The organism is Dolichospermum sp. UHCC 0260 (assembly GCF_009711985.1).
Lineage (GTDB): Bacteria > Cyanobacteriota > Cyanobacteriia > Cyanobacteriales > Nostocaceae > Dolichospermum > Dolichospermum lemmermannii.
This window is the reverse complement of record NZ_VIKZ01000030.1, coordinates 31,628-54,280: the sequence shown is the minus strand read 5'-3', so window position 1 is coordinate 54,280 and position 22,653 is coordinate 31,628. Positions and strand designations below refer to the sequence as shown.

Genomic DNA, 22,653 nt, shown 5'->3' with positions numbered 1-22,653 from the left:
AACAACCGACAACTGACAACTAACTCATGACTACCATTCAACCTGCTAAAATTACCAAGGTGCTTGCTGACTCAATTGCGGAGGAAATTGGCTTTACAGCCGGTGATGCGATTGTGGCCATTAATGGCACACAACCTCGTGATTTAATTGATTATCAATTTTTGTGCGCTGATGAAATTCTGGAACTAGAAGTTTTAGATGCGACAGGGAAAACCCATCATGTCGAAATTGAAAAAGATTATGATGATGATTTAGGACTGGAATTTTCAACAGCTTTATTTGATGGTTTAATTCAGTGTAATAACCGTTGTCCCTTTTGCTTTATTGATCAACAACCACCGGGAAAACGGACTAGTTTATATTTAAAAGATGATGATTACCGATTAAGCTTTTTATATGGTTCTTATCTAACTTTAACGAATTTAACCGCGAAAGAATGGCAAAGAATTGAACAAATGCGATTATCACCTCTGTATGTTTCCGTGCATTCTACAGAACCAGATATAAGAATTAGACTTTTAAAAAATAATCGGGGTGGAGAAATATTATCACAAATTCGCTGGTTTCAAGAACGAAGATTACAAATTCATGCTCAAGTTGTTGTCTGTCCAGGGATAAATGATGGTGAACATTTAGAAAAGACATTACAAGATCTAACATCTTTTCATCCTGGAGAATTACCAACAGTAGCATCAATAGCAGTTGTTCCCGTGGGTTTAACGCGATTTCGTCCCCAGGAAGATGAACTCATACCTGTAACTAAGGAAAAAGCACAAGAGGTAATTTCTCAAGTTAAATTACTCTCTCAGAAATTTCGCAAAAAATATAATTCTAGTGTAGTGTGGTTAGCTGATGAATGGTTTTTAATTGCCGGGGAAGAATTACCTAGCGAAGCTGAATATGAAGAGTATCCCCAAATTGATAATGGTGTGGGTTCAATTCGCTTATTTATTAAACAATTTACCCAAACTGCAACTGAGTTATTACCACCGAAAATTACCAACCAACGCAGATTGACTTGGGTTGTCGGTAATGCAGTGGAAATAGCATTTCAACCCCTGGTACAACAATTAAATACTGTAGAAGGGTTAGAAGTGAATATGCGGGCTTTATGTAGCGATTATTGGGGACAGAGTATCAGTGTTACTGGGTTATTAACGGGACATGATTTACTGTTAAATCTTCAAGGACAAGATTTAGGAGAGGGAATTTTATTACCTAGTGTCATGCTTAAACATGGGGAACTGGTATTTTTAGATGATATGACGGTTGCAGAAGTATCCCAACAATTAAATGTCAGTATTTTCCCTGTGGCAGGAGTTGAGGAATTAATCAATACTTGTCTTCAATAGGATTGATGATTTACCAAAGTCTTTCCTATTCGACAACCATACTCAACACGGCTTAATTATTTGATTTAAGCGGGTAGGGGTTTAGCAATGCTAAACCCCTACAAATCTAGGTTTTTCGTGATTTTACAAAAGTCCATGTCCCAACCGTTTTGAGTATAACAACTGACAACTGGCAACTGACTAATGAATAGAAAGACAAAAATTTTAGTTATTGAAGATGAAAAATCAGTGCGGGAACATCTATTAGATTTGCTAGAATCTGAGAATTTTGAAGTTGTTGCTGCTGCTAATGGGAGAATAGGCTTAAATATGGCTATGTCAGAATATCCAGATTTAATTCTCTGTGATATGATGATGCCAGAATTAGACGGTTATGGCGTATTAACAGCATTGCGGCAAGAGCCATCAATATCAACTATTCCTTTCATTTTTTTAACTGCTAACTCGGCTAAATCTGATTTCCGTCAAGGGATGAATATAGGAGCAGATGATTACCTGACTAAGCCATTTACCAGGGCTGAATTATTGAGTGCTATCCTAAATAAGTTGAAAAATTATGCAAATTTAAAGAAGAATTTATTGGCTAATATTAATAAATTAACACCAAGAATGCAGTTGGTTTTAAATAATTTAAAAATAGCAATAAGAGAGAAAAATTTTGCAGATTTTGAGCTTCATTATCAACCAATTACCGATATTAATACTGGCAAAATTACCGCCGCAGAAAGTCTATTACGTTGGACAAATACGGAACTAGGAAGAGTATCACCACAGGAATTTATTCCTTTAGCAGAGACCAATGGATTAATTATTGATATAGGTAAATGGGTGTTAAATAGAGTTTGTCAGCAAATGCAAACTTGGCAAGATATTGGCATTTATAACTTAACCATAGCGGTTAATCTTGCATCAATTGAATTTAATCAACCAGATTTAATTCCCCAAATTATCAATTTGATATCTAGCCATAATATTCAATCAAATTGTTTAGAGCTTGAACTAACAGAAAGAATGATTATGGAAGATGTGGATATGGCAAGAGTAGCTATGAATAAACTACGCTCTTTAGGGGTAAAGATTGCCCTGGATGATTTTGGTGTTAGTAATAATTCATTGCTTACTCTCAAGCAATTACCAATGGATACACTCAAAATTGATCGTGATTTTATCCAAAATATTAATGATGATTACCGCAAAGCAGCAATTACAAAAAACTTGATTCAACTAGGACATGATTTGCAGCTAAAAATTATTGCTGAAGGGGTAGAAACTGAAGCAGAACTAGCATTTTTACGAGAAAATAACTGTGATGCTATTCAAGGCTTTATCTGTAGTCCACCATTACCTGCATTAGAATTCCAGAAGCTCTTATTGACCAATAAATCTTTATTTATTTATCCTAATGGTTAGAATAGATTTAAGTAGGTTAGCATTGAAAATCGTCGTTATGGCACTAGGCAAGAGGCAAGAGGCAAGAGTGAAGAGGGTTTGGGCGGCTCGTTTCCCACTTACCGCGAGGTTTTATGAATTCTCCCTCTCTTAATTGGTTCGCTAAAATATTCATCAAAGTCCCGCTAAAAACCTTGTTGATAGTGCCGTTTGTTTTGCAAACCGTGGTAGTAGTAACACTGGTGGGTTATTTTTCCTATCGTAGTGGACAGGAGGCTGTGGAAAATCTAGCAGATCAATTAATTACCGAGATAGATAATCGCATTGAACAACATTTAGATAGTTATTTAGGCAAAGCCCAGGAAATCAACCGCACTAATGTAGATGCTTTCGAGTCAGGAGTCTTAGATTTAAATGATTTTAACGCCCTGGGAAAATATTTTTATCGTCAGGTGCGATCTTTCAATTTTGCCTATGTTAACTTTGGCACTAAAGAGGGAGGATTTATCGGTGCTGGTTATGGGCTGGGTAATAAATTCGACATTGGAGAAATTCCCATATCGGACCAAAGCAAAAGCCTCAGCTACTCAGTAGATAACCAAGGAAATCGCCTCAAGTTAGTAGCTACTCTCAAAAACCCGCAATATAATAATGCTGCCTGGTACTTAGATGCTGCCAAAGCTGGTAAACCGATTTGGAGTTCTATTTATACATGGGCAAATGTACCTGGTCGGATCTGCATTTCCGCCAGCACTCCTGTCTACGATCCACAAAAAAAGTTGCTAGGTGTACTTGGTATTGATCTCGAACTTTCGCAAATTAGTGAATTTCTGAAAAAACTGGATGATGGAAAACCAGGTCATATTTTTATTATCGAGCGATCAGGGTTGATTGTTGCTAGTTCCCAAGGTGAATCTTCTGCCCCTATTGTCAATGGCAAAGCGACAAGATTACAAGCCCTGCATAGCCGTGAACCTGTGATTCGTGACATAACTCAGGATTTAATCCAGCGGTTTGGCAATTTGCAAGCTATCTCCAAAACCCAACTTTTTCACCCGTCTTTGTCACAAAAACCCTTTGTGAGAGTGACACCATACCGCGACGATTACGGCTTAGATTGGCTCGTGGTGACGGTGATTCCGAAATCGGAATTTATGGCAGAAATTCATGCTAATGCCCACAGAACCCTGATTCTTTGTAGTTTATCACTGCTAATTGCTGTGGGAACGGGTAGTTTCACTGCAAACTGGATAGCTAAACCAATTTTACGCTTGAGTCGAGCTAGTCAAGCTATGTCCAAAGGAGTATGGCAAGAGTCTTTATCTTAAGATATAACAATTGCAGAACTCAAGGTTTTAGCAACATCCTTTAACCAGATGTCCACTCAAGTCAAAAAAGCTTTTCAGGAATCAGAAACTAAATTTTCGACCATTTTTCATACTACTCCTGACCCTGTTTGGATTGCCACCTTAGCAGAAGGAAAATTTTTGAATGTTAATGAAAGTTTTTGCCAATTTTGGGGAGATACACCAGAAAATATCCTTGGCAAAACCAGTGGGCAATTAGGATTGTGGAAGAATATAGAGAATTTACACCACTTCAAAGAGAGACTAATTAATGAAGGCAGTATCCTCAATTTTAAACTGGTAATTTGTACTCACTCCCAGCAAACTAAAACCGTTCTCATCTCAGCTAAGGTGCAATACTTGGGTGAACAGGATTGTCTGATTGGTGTCATCAGAGATGTTAGCGATCTCTACGATGAACTTCGTTTACGCAAAAAGACAGAAATCGCCTTGCACAAAAGTGAAGCTATGTTGTTAGAAGCCCAGCAGCTTGCTCACATTGGTAACTGGGACTATGATGTGATCACAGGTAAAATTACTTGGTCTACTCAGCTATTCCAGATTTTAGGACGTGACCAGACACTGGGTGAACCTACTTACGAAGAAATTCTCCGGCTTTACTATCCCCAAGATGCCGAACAGTTACACCAGGCAGTTGAGCGATCGCTCTCTACAGGAGAATCCTATCAATTGGAACTGAGGGTTGTCAAGGCAGATGGCTCTTTTCAGTATACAGAAGCTAGAGGCAAGGCCGAACTCAATGCCCAAGGACAAGTGATTCGGCTGTTTGGCACAACCCAAGACATGACTGAGCGCAGACAAGTAGAAGATCAATTGCGAGCGAGTCAGCATTTTATTGAAAAGATTACAGAACTAACGCCAAACCTACTGTATATTTACGACCATATCGAACAGCGTAATGTTTACATAAATCGTTCTGTTGCGGAAACATTGGGCTATTCTGCCACAGCGATTCAGTCCATGGGAGCTAACTTGTTTCCTATTATTTGTCATCCCGATGATCTATATCTGGTCTATCAGTCCATGCAACAGCTTCATAGTCTGCAAGATCGTGAGTTCGTGGAAATAGAGTATCGCGTTAAGAATGCTCAAGGGCAATGGTGTTGGCTTTATAGTCGAGATATGGTGTTTTCTAGAACTGCGGATGGTAGGCTAAAGCAAACTTTAGGAACGTCCCAAGATATCAGCAAACGCAAGGAAGTAGAATTAGCCTTGCGAGAAGCAGAATATAACCTCAGATTAGCAAATCAGGAACTGGAAAAACTAGTCAATATTGATGGGTTAACGCAAATTGCCAATCGTCGCTGTTTTGATCATCGTTTAGAGCAAGAATGGCAGCGACTATACCGAGAACAGGAATTTTTATCTTTATTGTTATTTGATGTTGATTATTTTAAACGCTATAACGATGCCTACGGTCATCTACTAGGGGATGAATGCTTGATCAAAATTGCTCAGTCTGTACAACAGGTTATATTCCGTCCGGCGGATTTATTGGCTCGCTATGGTGGGGAAGAATTTGTGGTTATTTTACCCAATACGGACATTGATGGGACGATGGTGATCGCTCAACGAATTCATACTGCAATTCAAGATTTAGCAATTCCTCATCAAGCCTCGAAAGTAAGTAATATAGTTACTATTAGTATCGGTATTAGCAGTTTGATACCTACTTCCGAATTATCACCATCAAACCTGATTGAACAAGCTGATCAAGCACTCTATCGAGCTAAACAACAGGGACGCAATCAGTCATTTTCTGACGGTCAGGGGAGAGAATTTAGAAGTTTTTTTTAATTTTTAATTGTTAATTTTTAATTGTCTAAAACCATCCTTCTTGTTCGAGGGTTTCGATTAATTGTAAACCGCGAGGATCTCCTACGCCTAGAAGTGAGGCTTTGGTATCTGCTCTCACTCCTAAGTCTTTATCTTCGGCAAAAGCTTGGATTAATGCGTCTATAGCTGTGGCATAGACGACGTTAGATGGTAGTTCTTTACAAAGCTGGCCAATTGTCCAAGCGGAGTTACTTCGCACAGCGGCGATGGGGTCTGTAACTAAGGCTTCAATTAGGGCAGGAATTGCGCCGACGATGGCTTCATAACCTACTTCTGTCATCTGTGCTAGGGCGCTGGCTGCCCAGAGACGGACGGCGGGAATATCGGTTCTCAGGGCATTAGTGAGGGGTGCTAAGGAACGGCGATCGCGGCAATTACCCAAAGCCCAAACTACACCTTTACGAACATAACCATTAAAATCGCGGTTAAGTTGCATAATCAACGGTTCTACGGCTTCCTTGGCGGGGTTGCGACCAATACCGTAAGCTGCACTGACTCGCACTAGGGGACAATTATCTGTTAAAAGATGGATGAGATAAGGTGTTGCCCGTTCATCTTGAATATCACAAAAAGCACGCGCTGCTAACATCCGTTGTTGAGGCTGGGGATTTTCTAAAAGTACCAGCATTAATTCGGGATCAGGTTTTTCCACTTCTGATTCATCAGCAAGTGGTTCTATTTTATCTAAGGGGCTTCCTAGCTCCACTTCGGTATCGAGTAGGCTGAGTTCGTATTCGTCGTACATAATTATTTCACTGTAACCCTATTCCCCGTTCCCTGTTCCCTGTTAAGAGTTCCCTAACTCAAGTGATTTTACCATCCAGAGGGATTGTTCTTGATAACCAAGTTGATGATAAAGATTTAATGCGGGTGTATTTGATTGAAATACTTGTAGTCCGATTTGGCGATCACCTTTTTGTGTAGCCCAATCTTCTATATAAGCCATCAATCCTTTACCAATGCCTCTGTGTCTATATTCTGGGATGACGTAGAGGAGAAAGATGTGCGGATGGCGATCGCCACTAACCTGATCTATCGCATTCCCCACCCATAAACAAGCTACGGGTGATTGGTAATTGGTAATTGGTAATTGGTGAAGAATTTCCTCCCCTACCTCCCCTACCTCCCCCACCTCTTCATAAACCCACCATACAGGGGTATCACGACAGAAGTATTGCTCAACTGTATGTGCCAAGTGGGAAAAATCTTGATCAGGGAATTGTTCTTGGTAACTCCTTTGCATAAACTTAACCAAGAGGGCTTTATCGAGAGTAGAACCTTGGCGAAAAGAATAGCCTGGAAGTAAATTCACAATAGACCTATTCCCCAATTACTTAATTATTATCCCAATGGGGGCAGGGGCTGCCATATCGGAGGGTAAAAAGATGCGGGCGCTGACTGCTACTAAGGCAAAGGTAAATATCAAGATTGCCAGCATTGGGGCGATGTATTGACGAAGAATAGCCATGTTGTTGATTGTAAATAAATAGCAGAAGTTATTGAATTGATTCTAGCAATTATTTGGGTTTAGCAAAGCATGGCTATGATTGCTGATCCTGGTCTAATTCATTTAAGACTTTTTCACAGTACCAATTTTCGGGCATTCCCGGAACGTTTTGTTTGGCTTGTTCAATTAGTCTTTCCGCTGCCGCTACGTCCCCAGATAATCTAGCGATGAGGCGATTTTTGAGGTAGTTGCCGGTCACTTCTTCATCTGGTTGGTTGGGGATGGTGGGACTGATGACTTGCAGCGGTTCACGGCGCAGTTGCCAAAATAATACGTAATAAAGTGTCCCAAAAATTAGAATCAAGCTAATAGTTCCCAAGAGTGTGAGGAAATTAAAAGCCAGATTCTGTAAAACTAATTGTGAGAGGACATAGCCCAGTAATAGACCTGTGACTATCAGAACGAATGTACCGACCAGAATAACTACTTGTGTTCCCATATATCTTCTTCTTCTAGTCCTGGTCTAGTTGCTGCCAATACTTTGGGATTCCAAGGGGCAACAATAGGTAATAGTAGCAAACCAGGTAGCGCCGCCACAAGAGAAAGTAAGAAAAATGTCGGCCAACCTGTGGCTTTTGCCCAACTTCCTGCGGGTGCGGAAAGTACGTCTCGACTAATGGCCATGAGGCTGGAGAATAACGCAAACTGGGTGGTTGTGAATCGGTGGTTACAGAGACGCATTAAAAAGGCGACTGTAGCGACTGTGACTAATCCAGCAGAGAAGTTTTCAATATTTACGGCTATGACTAACAGGGAATAATCTTTTTTATGAGCGATCGCTAGGGCATAATAACCTAAGTTACTCAATAATTGCAGCGCTCCAAATACCCACAAACTGCGATTTAAGTTAATTTTGGTCATGATCACACCCCCAGCTAATACGCCGACAGTGGTGGCAAGAAATCCCATCCCAGCTTGAATTGCGCCGATTTCGGTTTTGGTAAAGTCTATTTCTCTCAGAAATAAGTTGGCTGTGATGCCGACGAGGGAATCACCTAGTTTATAAAGTAATATAAAACCTAGTGTTAAACTCGCTTGTTTGATACCAAAGCGGTGAAAAAATTCTTTGAAAGGTAGGAAAATAGCTGTTTGTAAGTTTTCAGGTGGACTATCTTCGCTAACTTCATTTAGGAGGGAGTTTGGTAATAATACGGATGTCGTTATCCAAGCCACTAATAATCCTGCTAATAACCAATAAAATACAGGTTGGGGAATGAAGCCGACAAAAACGCCAGCTATTAACCCTGCTACTAGTAACGTGATCATGACTATAAAAATCACGTCTTGGCTAGAAATGGGGGCTAGTTGTGTTTTATCTTGTAGTTTGTGTTCTGCGGGCGACCACAAGGTGGTAAATATACTTCCCGTCATAATCACTGCCATGAGCAAATATACTACATTCCAAGGTAGATAATCTGCTAACACTAAGGCGAGGGAACTGGTAATAAATAGGGCGATCCGGTAGCCTAATACCCACACAGATGCCCCTGGTTGCGCCTCTAGGGGGTTTAAAATGTCTGTCCGGTAGGCATCACCAGCGATGTCCTGGGTGGCGCTGAGGAAGGTAATAATCAGGCAATTGATGGCGAGGATTTGTAATACTTGTTCGCTTTGGGCTGGTTGTTGAAGGGCAAGGGCAGCGATCGCTAATACTAACCCAATTTGGGTAATAATTAACCAACCTCTTCTCCCACCTAATAATGGTGGTGTAAATCTATCTAATAGCGGCGACCAGAGAAATTTTAAGGAATAAGGTAAACTTAATAAACCAAATAAGGTGATTTTGGCAATATCAACTTTGGCATCTTGCATCCATAGTTGTAGGGTTCTACTCGTGAGGAATAGTGGTAAACCTGATGCAAAACCTAGTAATAATAAAGCACCCATTTTCTGGCTTTGGAAGGCCTGTCGGAGTGCTTGAATTTCTTTCATACAATAAGTGCAAAATCAGGATTTTACTTTTTTTGTGGCCTGTTCAATTAGATCTTCAATTTTCTTAATATTCTGATCTCCGGCTAAGTAACCAATACCTCGATGTAAATGTAAGCGAAATTGCGTAATTAGGGTTTCTCTATCTGTATCTAATCCGTCGTTGTAGCAGCGTTGTTTGAGGGCTAAAAGTAAAATATCGGACATTTCTCCCCCAAAAACCCGCCATGTCATTTCGACGTTGCTATCTTGGGGGATAGGTACGGGGGAAGGTGCAGCGGTTTCTGCTAGGGAACGACAAAACGCCCACCGACATAATATGTTCCATTGTTCTATTTTGGTGCTGCGTTTGAGTTTGAGGAGTTGTTCTTTGGCTGTTTGGGAGAGTTTGATTCTTTCTATTGGTGATTCCATTTTGGTAATTGGTAATTGGTGATTGGTGATTGGTGATTGGTGAGGAAAACTTATTTGTTACTATTTCCAGTTCCCAATGAGTTTAAGTAAGCATTTAATTTGGGTGAAAGTTCCTCTATTAACGGTTTGAGAATATTTACTTGTTCAACTGTTAATAATTTACGAACATAAGCAAGTCGCATCCAATGAATTGTTTCATTTAGAGAACCTCTAGCAATTTTAATAAAGCGTTTATTGTCTTGAATATTGTAACGTCCTCTACCTTCTGCTATATTTGCTCCAATGCTATCTGCTGAACGAACAATCTGCTTACCAATAGTATCTTTAGCAAAATTATCCCATCCCATAACTACTTTCCAAATTTCATTTGCTAATTTTTCTGATAACTTATAAACTTGTAACTCTTCAAAATCCGGTCTTCCCATAAATTTTATTTCAACCAATCACCAAGCACCAAGCACCAATCACCAATCACCAATCACCAATTACCAATCACCAATCACCAATTACCAATCACCAATTACCAAAAATAACCGGCTTTGATTGTGGTTTCTCTTTTGTTGGAGTTATATTGGAGTAGGTATTCGCGGGCTATGGCTTCGGTTTCTTGGAGGTTTTGGTATTCTTTTTTGCCAATTTCGGTGTCGGTGGAAAGGAGGATTACTTGATGGCTGGCTGAGGGAAAGTATCTTTCTACTAGGTTGTTGCGGTGGGAGGAGTCTAGTCTTCCTAATGGGGTGTCTATGGCTATGGGTAAGCGTCTTCCTGATACTTTGGCTAATCCCCACAAAAATGCGATCGCTAATAGTTGTTTTTCACCGGCGGAAAGCCGATGTTTGGGGACTTGTTTTCCGTTTAAATCATATAATGATAAGCCGAAGGTTTTACTATCAATAGCTATGCGATGTACTAGGTCTGATTTATGTAATAAATATAGAAAACAGTTTTTGACTTCTTCTTCTAATTTATTCAATTTTCTCAAAGTCAATCTTTCTCGAAATACTTTTAATGTTTGTTGAACTTTTAATGCAGAATCAATAATATGTTCACTATTTTGATATTTGATATTTTGTACAGTATATTCATTTAGTTCTTGTCTCAATTTTTTGGTTTCTGTATCTAATTCTATCAGTTTTTGAGTCATTATGTCTGACTGAGATTTAATTTTATTAAATTCAGTTTGTGCTGCTTTTACTGCTTTTTGTAGTTTTGTATATTCTTCGGGTGCAGCCGCAGTTTGTACTTGTCTTTCTAAGGTGAGGATTTCTTCTTCATAATTAGTTAATTCATCTAATTGCTTTTGGGCGGTGTTTTGGGAAACCTGTAAACGATAAGTTATATTGTCAAGTAAACTTAAACTTTCTTCATCTCCATTTAACCAATTATTTTCTGTTGATAAGTTATTAGTATATAAGTTATTGATATCTTCAGCTAAAAAAGATTGAATATTAGTAAGTTTATTAGTTTCTAGATTTAATTGTTGTAGCCAATTCAATAATCTTTCATCTCTAGCAATTAAGACATCTTTCGCTAATTGAATTTGTTGAGTTTTCAGTTCTTTTTCTCCCTGTCTTTGCACTTGAGATAATAAAGGACTAATTAAGGCTAAAGGTAAAACATCAGCAGCTAGTTCACACAAAGATTCACGGACATTATTCGCAACTTTAATTTTCTCTTCCTTTTGTTGTTCCAACTGACTACGTTCAGCAGCAATTTTACCACCTTCATTCACAAATCTATCTAAAGCCTCTTCATGAACTTTTTCTAATTCTGTAACTTGAATATTTATATCTGCTAGTTTTATCTGATTGTTTTCATATTCTGCCTGTTTTTCCTGAAGTCGGGTTTCTATTTCTGCTAATTTTTCTAAATCTTTAGTATCTGCAAATTCCCGTTTTTTGCGATTTACTAATATCTCTAAATCAATTGCCAATTTATCAGCTAATTCTAAACCCAAAAGTCCGTTAATAGCATCTACAACTATGGGCGGGGGTATTTCCTGTTCTGCAAGTTCTTTAACTTGTTCACCGTCAAAGAGAAATAAATTAGAAATACCTAAAGGTAAAATATTTTCTATATATTCATCCCAAATATTTACTAATGAATCAATTGGCCATGTTTCATCATCTCCTAATATTCCTAATTGGTCTTTTCCGTCTTTAGGATTTTTTTCCCAAGTTCGGACAACGCGATATTTTATTGGTCTATCTTCTTCGATATGTTCAAAAACTAATTCAATTCTGGTTTTTTCTGTGGGGGTACTTTTACTATTTACACATTGGGTTAAAAAATCACTATAACTCAGATTTCCCCTGGTTGAACATTGGGCGCGTTGTCCATATAATGCGAGGCGAATGGCATCCATAAGGGTGGTTTTTCCGCCGCCATTCATTCCTCCTAAAAGGATAATTGGGCGGGCGTTATCTTCGTCAATTTCGGGGTTGAGGTTGATGATTTGTTTTCCAGCATAAGGACCGAAGTTTTGCAGGACTAATTCTAGGAAGATCATGGGTTTTTGGGTTGGGTATTCTAGTTTTTTTAAACGAACCACAGAGGCACAGAGGACACAGAGAAAGAGAGAAAGGAGATATTTATCTCGTTCCCTGTCTCTGACAGGGAATGTTGTCAAGAGGCTCTGCCTCGGTTATAATGAGTTGAGGTAGAACCTCAAGATTGGCATTCCCAGCCAGAGGCTAGGAACGAGGGTGGGGAGGATATTCTATTGGTCTGGGTTATCATCTGGGTTCTTTTGTGCATATTTGAAGTTAGCCCAAGTTTGTGGTTTACTCTCTTGTTTTTCGGCGGTATCTCCTAAACTTAATTGTTTGAATTTTTCCCGAATTGTGGCAACATCACCTTCTAATGCTGCTTGTCTTAAATCCCGTTTTAAATGGGCATTTGCGATCGCTTTTTCTGGTGAACGGGAACTTGTATCAAAGCATTTTTCTAGGCTTTCGTAGATACCCACACGGCGAGTTTTTTTCTTAAATTGTCTTTCTGTATCTAATAGTCTGGCCATTAATTCTAGGTGCATTCCGTCACCTTCACAAATTTCTTCTAATACTCCCCATTCATCGCTACCAAGTATGCTTTGATCTGCACCAGGACGAGGATCTTTAAATACTTCTCCTGTGACTTCTTCGTATATGCGGGGGACACTATCATCAAATTCGTGTTTTTCTTCTAACCATATTCGGCGAATTTCACTCAATTCTGCTTGAGAAATAAGGGTAATATCGCGCATATTTTCGGGCGCATTTTCACGCATTTCTTTTTGCGCTGTTAATAATTTTCTTAACCAATATTCTCGCCAATATTTTGTATATGGACCATGTATAGGTTCAATAGATGCTTCACCATTTACATTACGTTCAAATAATTGAACTTCTCCCCAGATACGACGGAAATCTCTTTTTTCGCGGTCACGGTCAACATCTAATTCAGCACGAAAATCAACTAATGGTTGTAACCATTCTTTTTCTTCATCATTTTGAATCATTGCTTGCATAGATTTATCACTGTTAACCAATGTGCAAACCCAGCAACCGAAGCGAGAACTTCCACAACTAGGAGTAGAAGTATCAACAACTAAAGGACATTCATTATCTGCTGTTGCACCTCTATACATAGTAAATAAATCTTTATTGCTATATCCCCAAGGGTTTGAAAACTGCATTAAATATAGCCAAACTTCATCAGTTCGCCAATCTTCAATAGGTGTGTAAAGTAGAGAATTTATCAAATTAGGATGAGGACAAAGACGCTCTCTGACCCGACCTGCTTCACGTTTCATCATTATCAAACCGCGAGTTATGCTTTCAGTTTTGCGAGTTCCTAAAATAACTATTGTTTCACCATTAGCTCTCACAACGTCACGAATAAAAAGATTAGAAGGCTCAATTTTTAGCCGTCCGGTACACCAGCGGAATTTATTGCGCGGTGCTGGGTAGCCTTTACCAATTAAACCTGCCCAATATGTTTGTTTAGTTTCTGGTTGCAGCAAATGAGGTTGTATTGGCATTTTTTGCTCTTCAGCCGCTACTTCCATTTGTTTTAATGAGCTTTTTACCCAAGCAGAAACATAGGGATTTTCTACACCTGTATCTGTCGTAATTACATGAATTGGTTTAGTTCTTTTTTCCGCTGGAAGTCCAGAAATTGCATTCCAAATAAGCTGTAAAGTAGCAGTGCTGTCTTTTCCACCTGAATAGCCTACTACCCAAGGTATCTCATCTAAACAATACAATTCTTGAATTTCTGTCGTCAAAGCTTGGATATACTCCACTAACTCTGGTACAGTACGATTCGGCTGATTTTTATTTTCTGGCTGTTGTGTTGTAGTCATTTTTCCCTACCTGTGGATACATGAACATAGAATCAATACTTCCCTTTGGGGGAATGGAATCATCTAGTATATAAATAAATCTAAGCTATGCGTGCAGCATATTTTTAAAAATCGCATCCCTAGTATCCATTTTTTCGGACAATAAAGCAAGATTTAGTCACTAAGTTTTCAAAAATTAACATGAATGATAATACAGATACACTAAATAATCAACTCGCTAACGAGTATTTAGAACGGGAAAATCAGGATAAACAGGTATTAGCTTTACTGCTAGACAGGTTTTTAGAGAAGAAAGACCAAATTCTTGTCCAAAAGACAGAAATGGGTGGTACTGAGGCTTATGTAGGTTCTGTGACATTGGAATGGTTCGCGGGACGGGTACATTTTGCGTCTGGTTTACCCCTGCTGCAAAAAAAGTACAACCCAGAGACAGAGAATATTGAAATTGATGCTGATAGTATTGATGACATTCAACAACGTCCTGTTGACTGGTCGCGTCAAGCACCGTTAGTACAGTATTTAGCTGCGCGAAAAAACCATAAATTTCCGGCTGTGCTGGTAGTAATTAATCAACCTTGGGTAGATAACCCCAAAGCAGCGGAGTGGGATAGTCAAGGACGGGCTAAAAAAGCTACTACTGATTTTATACCTTTAGATAAAGATAGTAAAGTCGGTTTACTGAATATTTCTGAAGAGAATGTGACAATTTATGCTTTAGATGGTCAACATAGATTAATGGGTGTACAGGGTTTAATGGAATTAATTAAATCTGGTAAACTCCAACGTTATAAAAAGGATAAAACTGCTGATGAAAGTTTTATTACTTTATCTGATTTGATTGAGAAATATCAAGTAGAACCTGCTTATTTACAAAGTTTATCTAAAGAAAAAATTGGCATTGAATTTATTTGTGCGGTGAATACCGGGGAAACTCATACAGAAGCAAAACGACGGGTAAGATCAATTTTCGTTCATGTAAATTTGATGGCTGCACCTTTAACTAAAGGTCAGTTAGCACAATTAAATGAAGATGATGGTTTTGCTATTGTAGCGCGAAAAATTGCCGTTACACATCCACTTTTAGAACAAAAACCTAATCGCAATCCCCGTGTTAATTGGAATAGTGCCACAGTAGCCGCTAATTCTACAGTTTTAACCACTCTGCAAGCCTTACAAGATATGTCTGAAAGATATTTGGGGCAAAAGTTCCCCCATTGGAAACCTTTGGAAAAAGGGTTAATTCCCATGCGTCCAGAAAATGAAGAAATTCAGGAAGGAATTGCCGATTTTAGACTACTTTTTGATCATTTAGCTAATCTTCCCAGTTATAAAATATTGGAACACGAAGATACAACTGTTTTGCGGCGCTTCCATTTTGAAAAAGACGGAGGTGAGGGAAATATGTTATTTCGTCCAGTTTCTCAAGTTGCTTTAGCGCAAGCTTTGGGAACTTTGGTGTTTAAAAAAGATTTTGCTTTGACGGATATTTTTAAGAAGTTGGAGAAATTTGACCGTCAAGGGGGTTTTAGTAGTATGGAATATCCTCACTCTTTATGGTATGGGGTTTTATATGACCCCAATAAAAAGCGGGTACAGGTAGTAGGAAAAGATTTAGCTGTGAAGTTATTCATTTATATGTTGGGAGGAATGACTGAAAAAATGGAAGTTACGGCTTTACGTAAAGCTTTAGCTAATGCTAGGACAATGGAAGAACAAACTATAGGTTTTGATGGAAAGTTGGTAAAACCGCAAGATGTAGGACTTCCGATTATTTTATAATAATAGCTAATTATGGCTGAAATATATGATGACGATGCCATTGTAAAGCTTCAATATCTGGAAAATATTTCTCTACTTTCGGTAATATGAGTATTTCCCCATGAAATTCCGTTATTGTTCTAGCATGGGGAGATACTTCTTCTAATTCTTTACTAACGATAATTTTGTATTTATCGTCAACAGCAAACCAACCTCTATCAAAAGCCCAATGATGATTTTTACAAAGTGCTATTCCGTTATGTATTCTACTGTCATAAAAAGCAGAAAATGGTTTTATATGTGCGCCGTCAACAATATTTTGATTACCAGTTTTAGTAACTTTTAAACCACAAAAAGCGCATTGACAATCATATACAGAAACAACCGCTTTTCTAAAAAAGGCATTTCTAATTAGTGTTTTTTTTAAACTCCATTTAGGGTTGTTAGGTAAATTTTCAATATCATCTAGTTTTTCTACTTCTGGATAATCTTGAAAAGTTTGATTAATTTGTAAAAATTCTTCAATTTCATCTTCATTATCCGAGAAAAAAGCGGATACAAGTGCATCAATTAATTCTTTTCGAGAAGATTCATCTTGTAAATAGTTAAATAATTCACTGTCTAAATATGCGTATTCAACAGCCTGTTTTAATTGGTTAGTTGTTTTTGGTTGTAAATTATTAAAACCTGCTTTTATTTGTACGTGCCAAAATCCCTCATTTTGAAGATGAAAAAATGGATAGTGTAAACCTCCTTTATAAGATTGTGAGCCAATAACATTCCAATATTTATTAAAAGCTTGAATTAATTCATCTGAGACAAAAATTTGATTATTGGTAATAACTCCTTTCATAATCAAATCAATTACGGTTAAAAGTAATATTGGTTTATATTGAGCATTACCACGTTTTCGGCTACTACTTACTTTTAACTTAGAAAACTTTTCACAATAAAAACGAAGACTATTCATATCTCACTACTTTATAAAAACGCGAACAAAATGGATTATTTTAAAAATCTAGTTAAATTAAATTCTCCTTCTATATTATTTTCTTGATAATCTATTGCTTTTCTTAAAATCAATAGAAATTGTATTTCATAATCAACAACTCCGCGCAATTCACTTTGTAATATTTCTAATCCCCCATTAGCATACTCTTCAAATACTTGAGTCCGTTTATCCTCATATACATCTTCTCTAGAAGCAAGTATTTGGATATCACTTGTCTCAACAATTCCTAATAATTTGATAATTTTGTCATAACCCAGTGAAGCAAAATTTTCTTGTGGAATTGGAGAAGGCTCTCTTTTTGTAGTATCTCCCAGAGGAACACTTTTTTTATACTTTACTCCTAATGCTGCCGCAAATATCATCACCTCCACATAAGTTTGGAAAAGTCCCGGTGTTTCCTTAGACGCTAGTAACGACTTCACCAACTCAGCCTTATCCTGAGCAATTTTGATTCTATTTGCAGCCATAATTATAAAATATACACCCTTAACATCATAAACCAAACCTAACCTACTGATACCACACTCTTGCCTTATTCTTTGCGCCTTTGCTCCTTAGCGTCTTTGCGCGAAACAAAAAATCAAAAAACATCCTCATAAACCAGAGAAAGAGGAAAAGTAAAATCAACACTAACTAAATGTACATCATCACCCTCAACAAAAGGATGTAACTCCCATAAACCCCTATCATTTAAGCGAAAACAATCCAAACCGATTTTATCAGCACTAATTAAAACATATTCTTGCAAAGATTCAATCCGTCTATACTGCTGAAACTTACCCCCCCTATCATAAGCTTCCGTACTCGGAGAAAGCACCTCAACAATTAAGCAAGGAAATTGAATAAACTTAATAGCTTGTTTATCCCGTTCATCACAACTTACCATGACATCAGGATAATGAAACGGACCATTTTCCGATATACCCACTTTAGCATCTGCCATAAAAGGACGACATTTACCCCCACGCAAATGATTTTTTAACCCAGAAGCCAAATTTAAAGCAATAGTAGTATGGGGAATAGTTCCCCCAGTCATAGCAAAAACTTCACCATTGATATATTCATATTTAATATCTTGCTGTTCCTCCCATTCCAAATACTCCAGAGGACTCATATAACTTTTCTCAAAATTAGCAATCATAACATTTACCTCCTAATTTTGCGTAAAACAAATTAACTAAAAATTTGCAACAACCAGCGATTAACCTCACCATCATCTTGAGTTAAACTACATTGAATAAGTAATTGGACAAAAATATTTACAGTCATTGCGAGCGAAGGGAAGCAATCACAACCCTTGCGATTGCTTCATTTCACTTCGTTCCCTTCGCAATGACATTGTGTAATTAATTCTGTCTCACTACTTAGCTTCACATTATTATTGTTTCCATGAATTGAACCAACTGGTGACATTTCTACCCTCATGTAATTTTGATAAAAATAAAATCTTCCTTGCTGATAATCAGGATATTCAACAACTTCCATAAACTCATCCCAACCAAACCTAAAGAACTAACTACCATAAACTTTCTTCCTCTGTGTTCTCTGTGTCTCTGTGGTTCGTTACTCTTCTACCGTTCAACCTCAACAATTTCCGTATATTCAAAACCATTCAAACTCTGTCGAACCAAAGCATATCTTTCTCTCCCCAACTCAATAAAATCCTGTTCACAATTAGGCTTAGAAGAATAATAAACCAAAACATATTCCTTCCCAACCTTATCAGCAATTTCCTCCTCAACCTCCACCCGCCACTGAGTCTTAGTCACCAACACAACCAACTGATTTGCTAACTTAGGAATAGTTCGCGCAATGTGACGACGAGAATTAACATCTAAACTCCCAAAAGGAGAATCCATAACAATCGGAAAAGTGCTACTTTCAGGAAGCATAATCATTTTTCGCTTCTCACTCCAGTCACGCACCTTATCAATAATACTAGCGATAAAAGATAAACTGAGAACTTGATTTTCCCCCGTCGAAGCTGCAACTGGTGCTTCAATTCCAGTCGTATTTTCCACCAAACTTAACTCATACTTTTCGCTAATCTTGGGGACATAAGGAGTAAAAGACATATCTGAGAAAATTTCCTGTACTCGCTGTTCCAATTGCAGACGAAATTGATTTTCTTGACGGTTTTTAACTTCTGATAACCGTTCAATAGCATCTTGAGTAGCATTAATCCGACGTTGTGCTAAAGATTGTTTTTCCTCATTTTGTTTCTGCTTAGATATTTGTTTTATCAAAGCATCAGTATCAGTTTTCAGGTGAGAAACTTCCTGTTGATTTGCACCCTGTTCTCGATTTAATTCATCAATTTTGGCTTCAATTTCATCAAGACGTTTTTGTAAACTGCTAATTTCCTCATTGGGATCTTTTCGCAGTTGTTCTTGAATAGTCGCTAATTCCAATTCAACTTGATTAAGATTTTCCCGTAACTGTTGAATTCTGGCTTGTTCCCTGTCCGCTTCTTCCCAAAAATCAACTGCTTGTTTATCAATTTCATCAACTTGTGCGCTCATTCTAATTGCGGTTTCTTCCACAGTTGAAGAACCAGATTTTCTCATTAAATTCTTCACATGAAAATGAGTATGAGTTCCTTCCCTTAAATCTGCACCACAAATACAACGTCCACTATTGAGTAAATCATTGACAAATTCCCGGGAAATTCCTGCTGTTAATTCACCCTTTTGTTTTAAATCTGTAAATATTTCCCGAAACTTAGCCGTAGTTTCCGATAACAGAACAGTATAACCCCGTGCGGAAATAGTCTTTTTTAAATTCTCCCGTGTTTTCTTCAACTCTTCTCGCAAACTATCTCTTTGCGATTCTAAACTTTGCTTTCTTTCCTGTAATTCCTTAACAGCACTCAAGTCTCGTAATTTATTACTAACCTCCTTTTTAAACGTCTGTTGATATTCCAATTCTTGCGTTATTTCTATTTGACGTTTATTGATAGTTGCAATTTCCAGTTCCAGCTTTTCTTGTTGAGTCAATAACTGTTTAGTTTCCGCGTCACCAATATGTTTTAACTCAGTTTCTAAACTCTTTTTAGCATCTTTCAAATGTTTAATCGAAAGTTCAATAACTTCCACACCCAAAAAAGTTCTAATTGCTTCGGAAATTTCCGCTTTATTATCAGAACGGACAATTTCTTCAATCCGTTCACCGTCAAAGAAAAAATATTGATGTAAACTTGCTGGTAAAATCTGAGTAATGATTTCCTCAGCTTGCTGAAGTGGGAAATACCATTTTCCGTCATCTCCAGCAACTTGAATTTTTAACTGAGTTTTCCCAGCTTCGATTACATCACTTTCATTTTTATAAACCCGACAACCACGAGTAGCGCGATAACGATTACCTTCATGTTCCCAACCAACTTCCACCCAACATTCCACAGGTTGACTAGGTTGAGATTCTGCGATCGCGCGTTTATTTACTAACTGTTCCGTTGACGCAAAAGCCGCACTAAACTTTTCATATAAAACCCAAGTAAACGCATTCAAAATACTAGTTTTACCTGCGCCATTACTACCATAAATCATAGTAGTATTGCGAACATCTCCACCAGCCAAAGTTATCTCTGGAGTTTTCCCATAAAAAGAACGAAAATTACATAATTTAATCGAAGTTAGCTTCATTGTACCGCTTCCTTCACAATAGTGAGAATATCATCATTAATATGACCCTTACTCTTTCTATCTAACCGACTTTTCTCCAACCTCCATACCTTCTCAATAATTTGCTTCACTTCCGGTGGTGCGCTGGTAATTGGTTCTTGAACATCTTCAATATTTGCTTCTGGTATCATTTCAAAACAGCAATAGATTTATTTTCTATTTTAACCAGTTCTGATACTATTTTTATATAATCGGGATGCACAACCAGCCTTTGGTTCATTACAAATTTTAACGCAGCCAGAAGCCAGAAGCCAGGGAATAAATTCCCTGTCTAATAGCTCAAGTCGGTTAAAACCGACTATTATGGCGGTATATACTTGGATGAGATAGACAATTGACCAGAAAATCTATAAACTAAAAGACTTTCAAGTCTGTTCCCTGCTATATCAAATTCAAGTTAAAATGAAAATTGTACCCTAGCTTTAGAAAAACTAACTATGACAGTTACTATTGCTAAATGGAGTTTAGACGACTATCATCGTATGATTGAAATTGGCCTTTTAGCTGGTCGTCAAGTTGAACTACTAAATGGAGAAATTATCAACATGGCACCGGAAGGACCAGAACACGCGCAAATTAATACTGATTCTGCTGAATATTTGCGGGAATTACTCGGTTCAAAAGCACTGGTAAGAGATGCAAAACCGATTACAATACCTAATAGCAATTCAGAACCAGCACCAGATTTAGCAATAGTTGAACCACTGCGGGCTATTTATCGCAGTCATCATCCTTATCCTGAAAATATATTTTGGTTAATCGAATATTCTAAAACTACTTTAAGTAAAGATTTAGAAATAAAACGCAAAACTTATGCTGCTGCATTAATTAATGAGTATTGGGTAGTAGACTTAAAAAATCAACAATTAACAGTCTTTAGAGAACCAATAAATGGTAATTATTCTAGAGAATTAGCCTTTACCTTCGGCGAAATATCTCCCTTAGCATTTCCAGAAATTAAAATTTCTATTCAACGGTTACTACAAGGATTTTAACAATAGATTCAGAAGGATTTTGTGTTGTTTCTGCGATTACCTGGATGATCAAGGCTAGGCTGTGGTCGGGTAGCAGGACTATATCGCTATAATCCCACCCCTACCGCTACTGGGAGTTTATGAGGAAAGTATCAGTAATTCTTCTTTGTTCTCACGAGGAATTTTTCTACTATTCTCTGCAAGACAAGCTGCGCCTTTCCTTTATTGTTTTCCAATGGTGTCCGAGAAGGTGATGGATATGAAGTATCGGTAGTCTCTACTCCATATTCAGACATTACAGTAAGCGACTGAAGTTTCATGTTAACGGTATATTGCCCGTTATAAACTGTTCCATCAATTTCAACGCTTACATCTGCTGCTAGTAGATCAGGCATTTAATAACCTCTTTTTTACTATTGAGCTACTAAAATCCAATATAATGTATAATGCGAGGTAAAGAAAAACGTTGTAACAAACGCAAAGATTCTGGTTTCATAAATACTCCTGATTTATTATACAGGATTTATTCATACTGCCCATCATCTACTAAAGTACCATAATAATCAGATATATCTCCGTGATCAGGTAGTTCTTCATCGGAATCACTATATTGATTTTCTTCTTGAATATCGTTTAATAAAATATAATTTTCATCATCTGGTAAATTACTCCATAACCCCATTTTGAAGTGGCTATCAACTAGAACCGAACGGGTTGGTATTTCTAAGTTAGAATACATAATAGATATTGATTTTAAAAGGTAAAAAACATCTTTAATCTGTTTTTCTAAAATCAATTTTTCTGCACGAGATATGATATATGATAGTGTAATCTCATTTGTTGAATGCTGATATTTCTTCCAATCATCAGTTTCTAAGTAATAACAATTATTCTCTTTACTCTCATAAAAAATAATTAATGCAAATAATTTGCCTAGTAACAAATGTAAAGATTGTAAGGTCATAATTAGACAATTTAGGCTTATTCCTATGAAAATCAACAGATTCGGCAGGGCATAAATTTTGACCCCCGACTAAATTAGTATCCTATTTACCGAGGGTTTTGTCAACCCATTCGAGGTATCAAGGTT

General features: G+C 37.6%; 23 protein-coding genes. 6 read left to right on the top strand and 17 right to left on the bottom strand.

Annotated elements, in window-relative coordinates:
- Positions 1-26: 26 nt before the first annotated feature.
- From FJR08_RS13315 to FJR08_RS13300, 4 genes are all read left to right on the top strand, one after another.
- Positions 27-1,352 carry a TIGR03279 family radical SAM protein gene (locus FJR08_RS13315; protein WP_015079907.1) on the top strand — a complete coding sequence of 442 codons (1,326 nt, stop codon included), beginning with the start codon at positions 27-29 and terminating at the stop codon, positions 1,350-1,352.
- A gap of 183 nt (positions 1,353-1,535) precedes the next feature.
- Positions 1,536-2,762, top strand: a complete 1,227-nt coding sequence (locus FJR08_RS13310) for an EAL domain-containing response regulator (protein WP_168633485.1) — start codon at positions 1,536-1,538, stop codon at positions 2,760-2,762.
- Positions 2,763-2,875: 113 nt separating this feature from the next.
- On the top strand, positions 2,876-4,069 hold the full coding sequence (locus tag FJR08_RS13305) for a cache domain-containing protein (RefSeq protein ID WP_168633484.1): 1,194 nt from the start codon (positions 2,876-2,878) through the stop codon (positions 4,067-4,069).
- A 48-nt stretch (positions 4,070-4,117) separates the two neighbouring features.
- A complete protein-coding gene (locus FJR08_RS13300) occupies positions 4,118-5,905 on the top strand; it encodes a diguanylate cyclase domain-containing protein (protein ID WP_168633483.1) in 1,788 nt (595 codons plus the stop codon).
- A gap of 25 nt (positions 5,906-5,930) precedes the next feature.
- Here the strand turns inward: FJR08_RS13300 and FJR08_RS13295 are convergent, their stop codons facing one another.
- From FJR08_RS13295 to dndC, 9 genes are all read right to left on the bottom strand, one after another.
- On the bottom strand, positions 5,931-6,689 hold the full coding sequence (locus FJR08_RS13295) for a HEAT repeat domain-containing protein (protein WP_168633482.1): 759 nt from the start codon (positions 6,687-6,689) through the stop codon (positions 5,931-5,933).
- A 42-nt stretch (positions 6,690-6,731) separates the two neighbouring features.
- A complete protein-coding gene (locus tag FJR08_RS13290) occupies positions 6,732-7,256 on the bottom strand; it encodes an N-acetyltransferase (protein WP_168633481.1) in 525 nt (174 codons plus the stop codon).
- 18 nt (positions 7,257-7,274) lie between these two features.
- Positions 7,275-7,412, bottom strand: a complete 138-nt coding sequence (locus FJR08_RS13285) for a hypothetical protein (RefSeq protein ID WP_168633480.1) — start codon at positions 7,410-7,412, stop codon at positions 7,275-7,277.
- 73 nt (positions 7,413-7,485) lie between these two features.
- Positions 7,486-7,890: a hypothetical protein gene (locus tag FJR08_RS13280; protein ID WP_015079901.1), complete on the bottom strand. Its 405-nt coding sequence runs from the start codon at positions 7,888-7,890 to the stop codon at positions 7,486-7,488.
- Positions 7,875-9,383: an AmpG family muropeptide MFS transporter gene (locus FJR08_RS13275; RefSeq protein WP_168633479.1), complete on the bottom strand. Its 1,509-nt coding sequence runs from the start codon at positions 9,381-9,383 to the stop codon at positions 7,875-7,877. The genes FJR08_RS13280 and FJR08_RS13275 overlap by 16 nt, the downstream gene beginning before the upstream one ends.
- A gap of 15 nt (positions 9,384-9,398) precedes the next feature.
- On the bottom strand, positions 9,399-9,794 hold the full coding sequence (gene dndE, locus FJR08_RS13270; protein WP_015079899.1) for a DNA sulfur modification protein DndE: 396 nt from the start codon (positions 9,792-9,794) through the stop codon (positions 9,399-9,401).
- A 50-nt stretch (positions 9,795-9,844) separates the two neighbouring features.
- Positions 9,845-10,219, bottom strand: a complete 375-nt coding sequence (locus FJR08_RS13265) for a four helix bundle protein (protein WP_053540436.1) — start codon at positions 10,217-10,219, stop codon at positions 9,845-9,847.
- A 95-nt stretch (positions 10,220-10,314) separates the two neighbouring features.
- The gene (dndD, locus tag FJR08_RS13260) at positions 10,315-12,303 is read right to left on the bottom strand and encodes a DNA sulfur modification protein DndD (RefSeq protein ID WP_168633487.1); all 1,989 of its coding nucleotides are present in this window, start codon (positions 12,301-12,303) and stop codon (positions 10,315-10,317) included.
- A 210-nt stretch (positions 12,304-12,513) separates the two neighbouring features.
- Entirely contained in the window at positions 12,514-14,139 is a 1,626-nt protein-coding gene (dndC, locus tag FJR08_RS13255) for a DNA phosphorothioation system sulfurtransferase DndC (RefSeq protein ID WP_148760508.1), read from the bottom strand.
- Between the two features lie 180 nt (positions 14,140-14,319).
- Between dndC and FJR08_RS13250 the strand changes: the two genes are divergently transcribed.
- Positions 14,320-15,918, top strand: a complete 1,599-nt coding sequence (locus tag FJR08_RS13250) for a DGQHR domain-containing protein (RefSeq protein ID WP_168633478.1) — start codon at positions 14,320-14,322, stop codon at positions 15,916-15,918.
- Positions 15,919-15,928: 10 nt separating this feature from the next.
- Here FJR08_RS13250 and FJR08_RS13245 read toward each other — a convergent pair whose 3' ends face one another.
- The 6 genes from FJR08_RS13245 to FJR08_RS13220 form a co-directional block, all read right to left on the bottom strand.
- Positions 15,929-16,867, bottom strand: coding sequence for an HNH endonuclease (locus tag FJR08_RS13245; protein ID WP_148760504.1), 939 nt, complete (start codon positions 16,865-16,867; stop codon positions 15,929-15,931).
- A gap of 35 nt (positions 16,868-16,902) precedes the next feature.
- Positions 16,903-17,376, bottom strand: coding sequence for a DNA phosphorothioation-associated protein 4 (locus tag FJR08_RS13240; protein WP_168633477.1), 474 nt, complete (start codon positions 17,374-17,376; stop codon positions 16,903-16,905).
- Positions 17,377-17,489: 113 nt separating this feature from the next.
- A complete protein-coding gene (locus FJR08_RS13235) occupies positions 17,490-18,050 on the bottom strand; it encodes a Uma2 family endonuclease (RefSeq protein WP_168633476.1) in 561 nt (186 codons plus the stop codon).
- A gap of 167 nt (positions 18,051-18,217) precedes the next feature.
- Positions 18,218-18,394: a hypothetical protein gene (locus FJR08_RS23000; RefSeq protein WP_174763432.1), complete on the bottom strand. Its 177-nt coding sequence runs from the start codon at positions 18,392-18,394 to the stop codon at positions 18,218-18,220.
- 86 nt (positions 18,395-18,480) lie between these two features.
- Complete coding sequence (locus tag FJR08_RS13225; protein ID WP_168633475.1) at positions 18,481-20,550, bottom strand: AAA family ATPase; 2,070 nt, start codon at positions 20,548-20,550, stop codon at positions 18,481-18,483.
- Positions 20,547-20,720 (bottom strand): hypothetical protein, encoded by a 174-nt coding sequence (locus tag FJR08_RS13220; protein ID WP_015079891.1) that lies wholly within the window; start codon positions 20,718-20,720, stop codon positions 20,547-20,549. The genes FJR08_RS13225 and FJR08_RS13220 overlap by 4 nt, the downstream gene beginning before the upstream one ends.
- 306 nt (positions 20,721-21,026) lie before the next feature.
- Here FJR08_RS13220 and FJR08_RS13215 point away from each other — a divergent pair, with 306 nt between their 5' ends.
- The gene (locus tag FJR08_RS13215) at positions 21,027-21,584 is read left to right on the top strand and encodes a Uma2 family endonuclease (protein WP_168633474.1); all 558 of its coding nucleotides are present in this window, start codon (positions 21,027-21,029) and stop codon (positions 21,582-21,584) included.
- Positions 21,585-21,715: 131 nt separating this feature from the next.
- Here FJR08_RS13215 and FJR08_RS13210 read toward each other — a convergent pair whose 3' ends face one another.
- Together FJR08_RS13210 and FJR08_RS13205 are read right to left on the bottom strand one after the other, a co-directional pair.
- Positions 21,716-21,958 carry a hypothetical protein gene (locus tag FJR08_RS13210; protein ID WP_168633473.1) on the bottom strand — a complete coding sequence of 81 codons (243 nt, stop codon included), beginning with the start codon at positions 21,956-21,958 and terminating at the stop codon, positions 21,716-21,718.
- 128 nt (positions 21,959-22,086) lie between these two features.
- Entirely contained in the window at positions 22,087-22,527 is a 441-nt protein-coding gene (locus FJR08_RS13205; protein WP_168633472.1) for a hypothetical protein, read from the bottom strand.
- Positions 22,528-22,653: the final 126 nt, after the last annotated feature.

Excerpts from the sequence above, each read along its gene's own strand:
- FJR08_RS13315 (WP_015079907.1), top strand. The coding sequence starts at position 27 with ATGACTACCATTCAACCTGCTAAAATTACCAAGGTGCTTGCTGACTCA.
- FJR08_RS13310 (WP_168633485.1), top strand. The coding sequence starts at position 1,536 with ATGAATAGAAAGACAAAAATTTTAGTTATTGAAGATGAAAAATCAGTG.
- FJR08_RS13305 (WP_168633484.1), top strand. The coding sequence starts at position 2,876 with ATGAATTCTCCCTCTCTTAATTGGTTCGCTAAAATATTCATCAAAGTC.
- FJR08_RS13300 (WP_168633483.1), top strand. The coding sequence starts at position 4,118 with ATGTCCACTCAAGTCAAAAAAGCTTTTCAGGAATCAGAAACTAAATTT.
- FJR08_RS13295 (WP_168633482.1), bottom strand. The coding sequence starts at position 6,689 with ATGTACGACGAATACGAACTCAGCCTACTCGATACCGAAGTGGAGCTA.
- FJR08_RS13285 (WP_168633480.1), bottom strand. The coding sequence starts at position 7,412 with ATGGCTATTCTTCGTCAATACATCGCCCCAATGCTGGCAATCTTGATA.
- FJR08_RS13280 (WP_015079901.1), bottom strand. The coding sequence starts at position 7,890 with ATGGGAACACAAGTAGTTATTCTGGTCGGTACATTCGTTCTGATAGTC.
- FJR08_RS13275 (WP_168633479.1), bottom strand. The coding sequence starts at position 9,383 with ATGAAAGAAATTCAAGCACTCCGACAGGCCTTCCAAAGCCAGAAAATG.
- dndE (WP_015079899.1), bottom strand. The coding sequence starts at position 9,794 with ATGGAATCACCAATAGAAAGAATCAAACTCTCCCAAACAGCCAAAGAA.
- FJR08_RS13265 (WP_053540436.1), bottom strand. The coding sequence starts at position 10,219 with ATGGGAAGACCGGATTTTGAAGAGTTACAAGTTTATAAGTTATCAGAA.
- dndD (WP_168633487.1), bottom strand. The coding sequence starts at position 12,303 with ATGATCTTCCTAGAATTAGTCCTGCAAAACTTCGGTCCTTATGCTGGA.
- dndC (WP_148760508.1), bottom strand. The coding sequence starts at position 14,139 with ATGACTACAACACAACAGCCAGAAAATAAAAATCAGCCGAATCGTACT.
- FJR08_RS13250 (WP_168633478.1), top strand. The coding sequence starts at position 14,320 with ATGAATGATAATACAGATACACTAAATAATCAACTCGCTAACGAGTAT.
- FJR08_RS13245 (WP_148760504.1), bottom strand. The coding sequence starts at position 16,867 with ATGAATAGTCTTCGTTTTTATTGTGAAAAGTTTTCTAAGTTAAAAGTA.
- FJR08_RS13240 (WP_168633477.1), bottom strand. The coding sequence starts at position 17,376 with ATGGCTGCAAATAGAATCAAAATTGCTCAGGATAAGGCTGAGTTGGTG.
- FJR08_RS13235 (WP_168633476.1), bottom strand. The coding sequence starts at position 18,050 with ATGATTGCTAATTTTGAGAAAAGTTATATGAGTCCTCTGGAGTATTTG.
- FJR08_RS23000 (WP_174763432.1), bottom strand. The coding sequence starts at position 18,394 with ATGGAAGTTGTTGAATATCCTGATTATCAGCAAGGAAGATTTTATTTT.
- FJR08_RS13225 (WP_168633475.1), bottom strand. The coding sequence starts at position 20,550 with ATGAAGCTAACTTCGATTAAATTATGTAATTTTCGTTCTTTTTATGGG.
- FJR08_RS13220 (WP_015079891.1), bottom strand. The coding sequence starts at position 20,720 with ATGATACCAGAAGCAAATATTGAAGATGTTCAAGAACCAATTACCAGC.
- FJR08_RS13215 (WP_168633474.1), top strand. The coding sequence starts at position 21,027 with ATGACAGTTACTATTGCTAAATGGAGTTTAGACGACTATCATCGTATG.
- FJR08_RS13210 (WP_168633473.1), bottom strand. The coding sequence starts at position 21,958 with ATGCCTGATCTACTAGCAGCAGATGTAAGCGTTGAAATTGATGGAACA.
- FJR08_RS13205 (WP_168633472.1), bottom strand. The coding sequence starts at position 22,527 with ATGACCTTACAATCTTTACATTTGTTACTAGGCAAATTATTTGCATTA.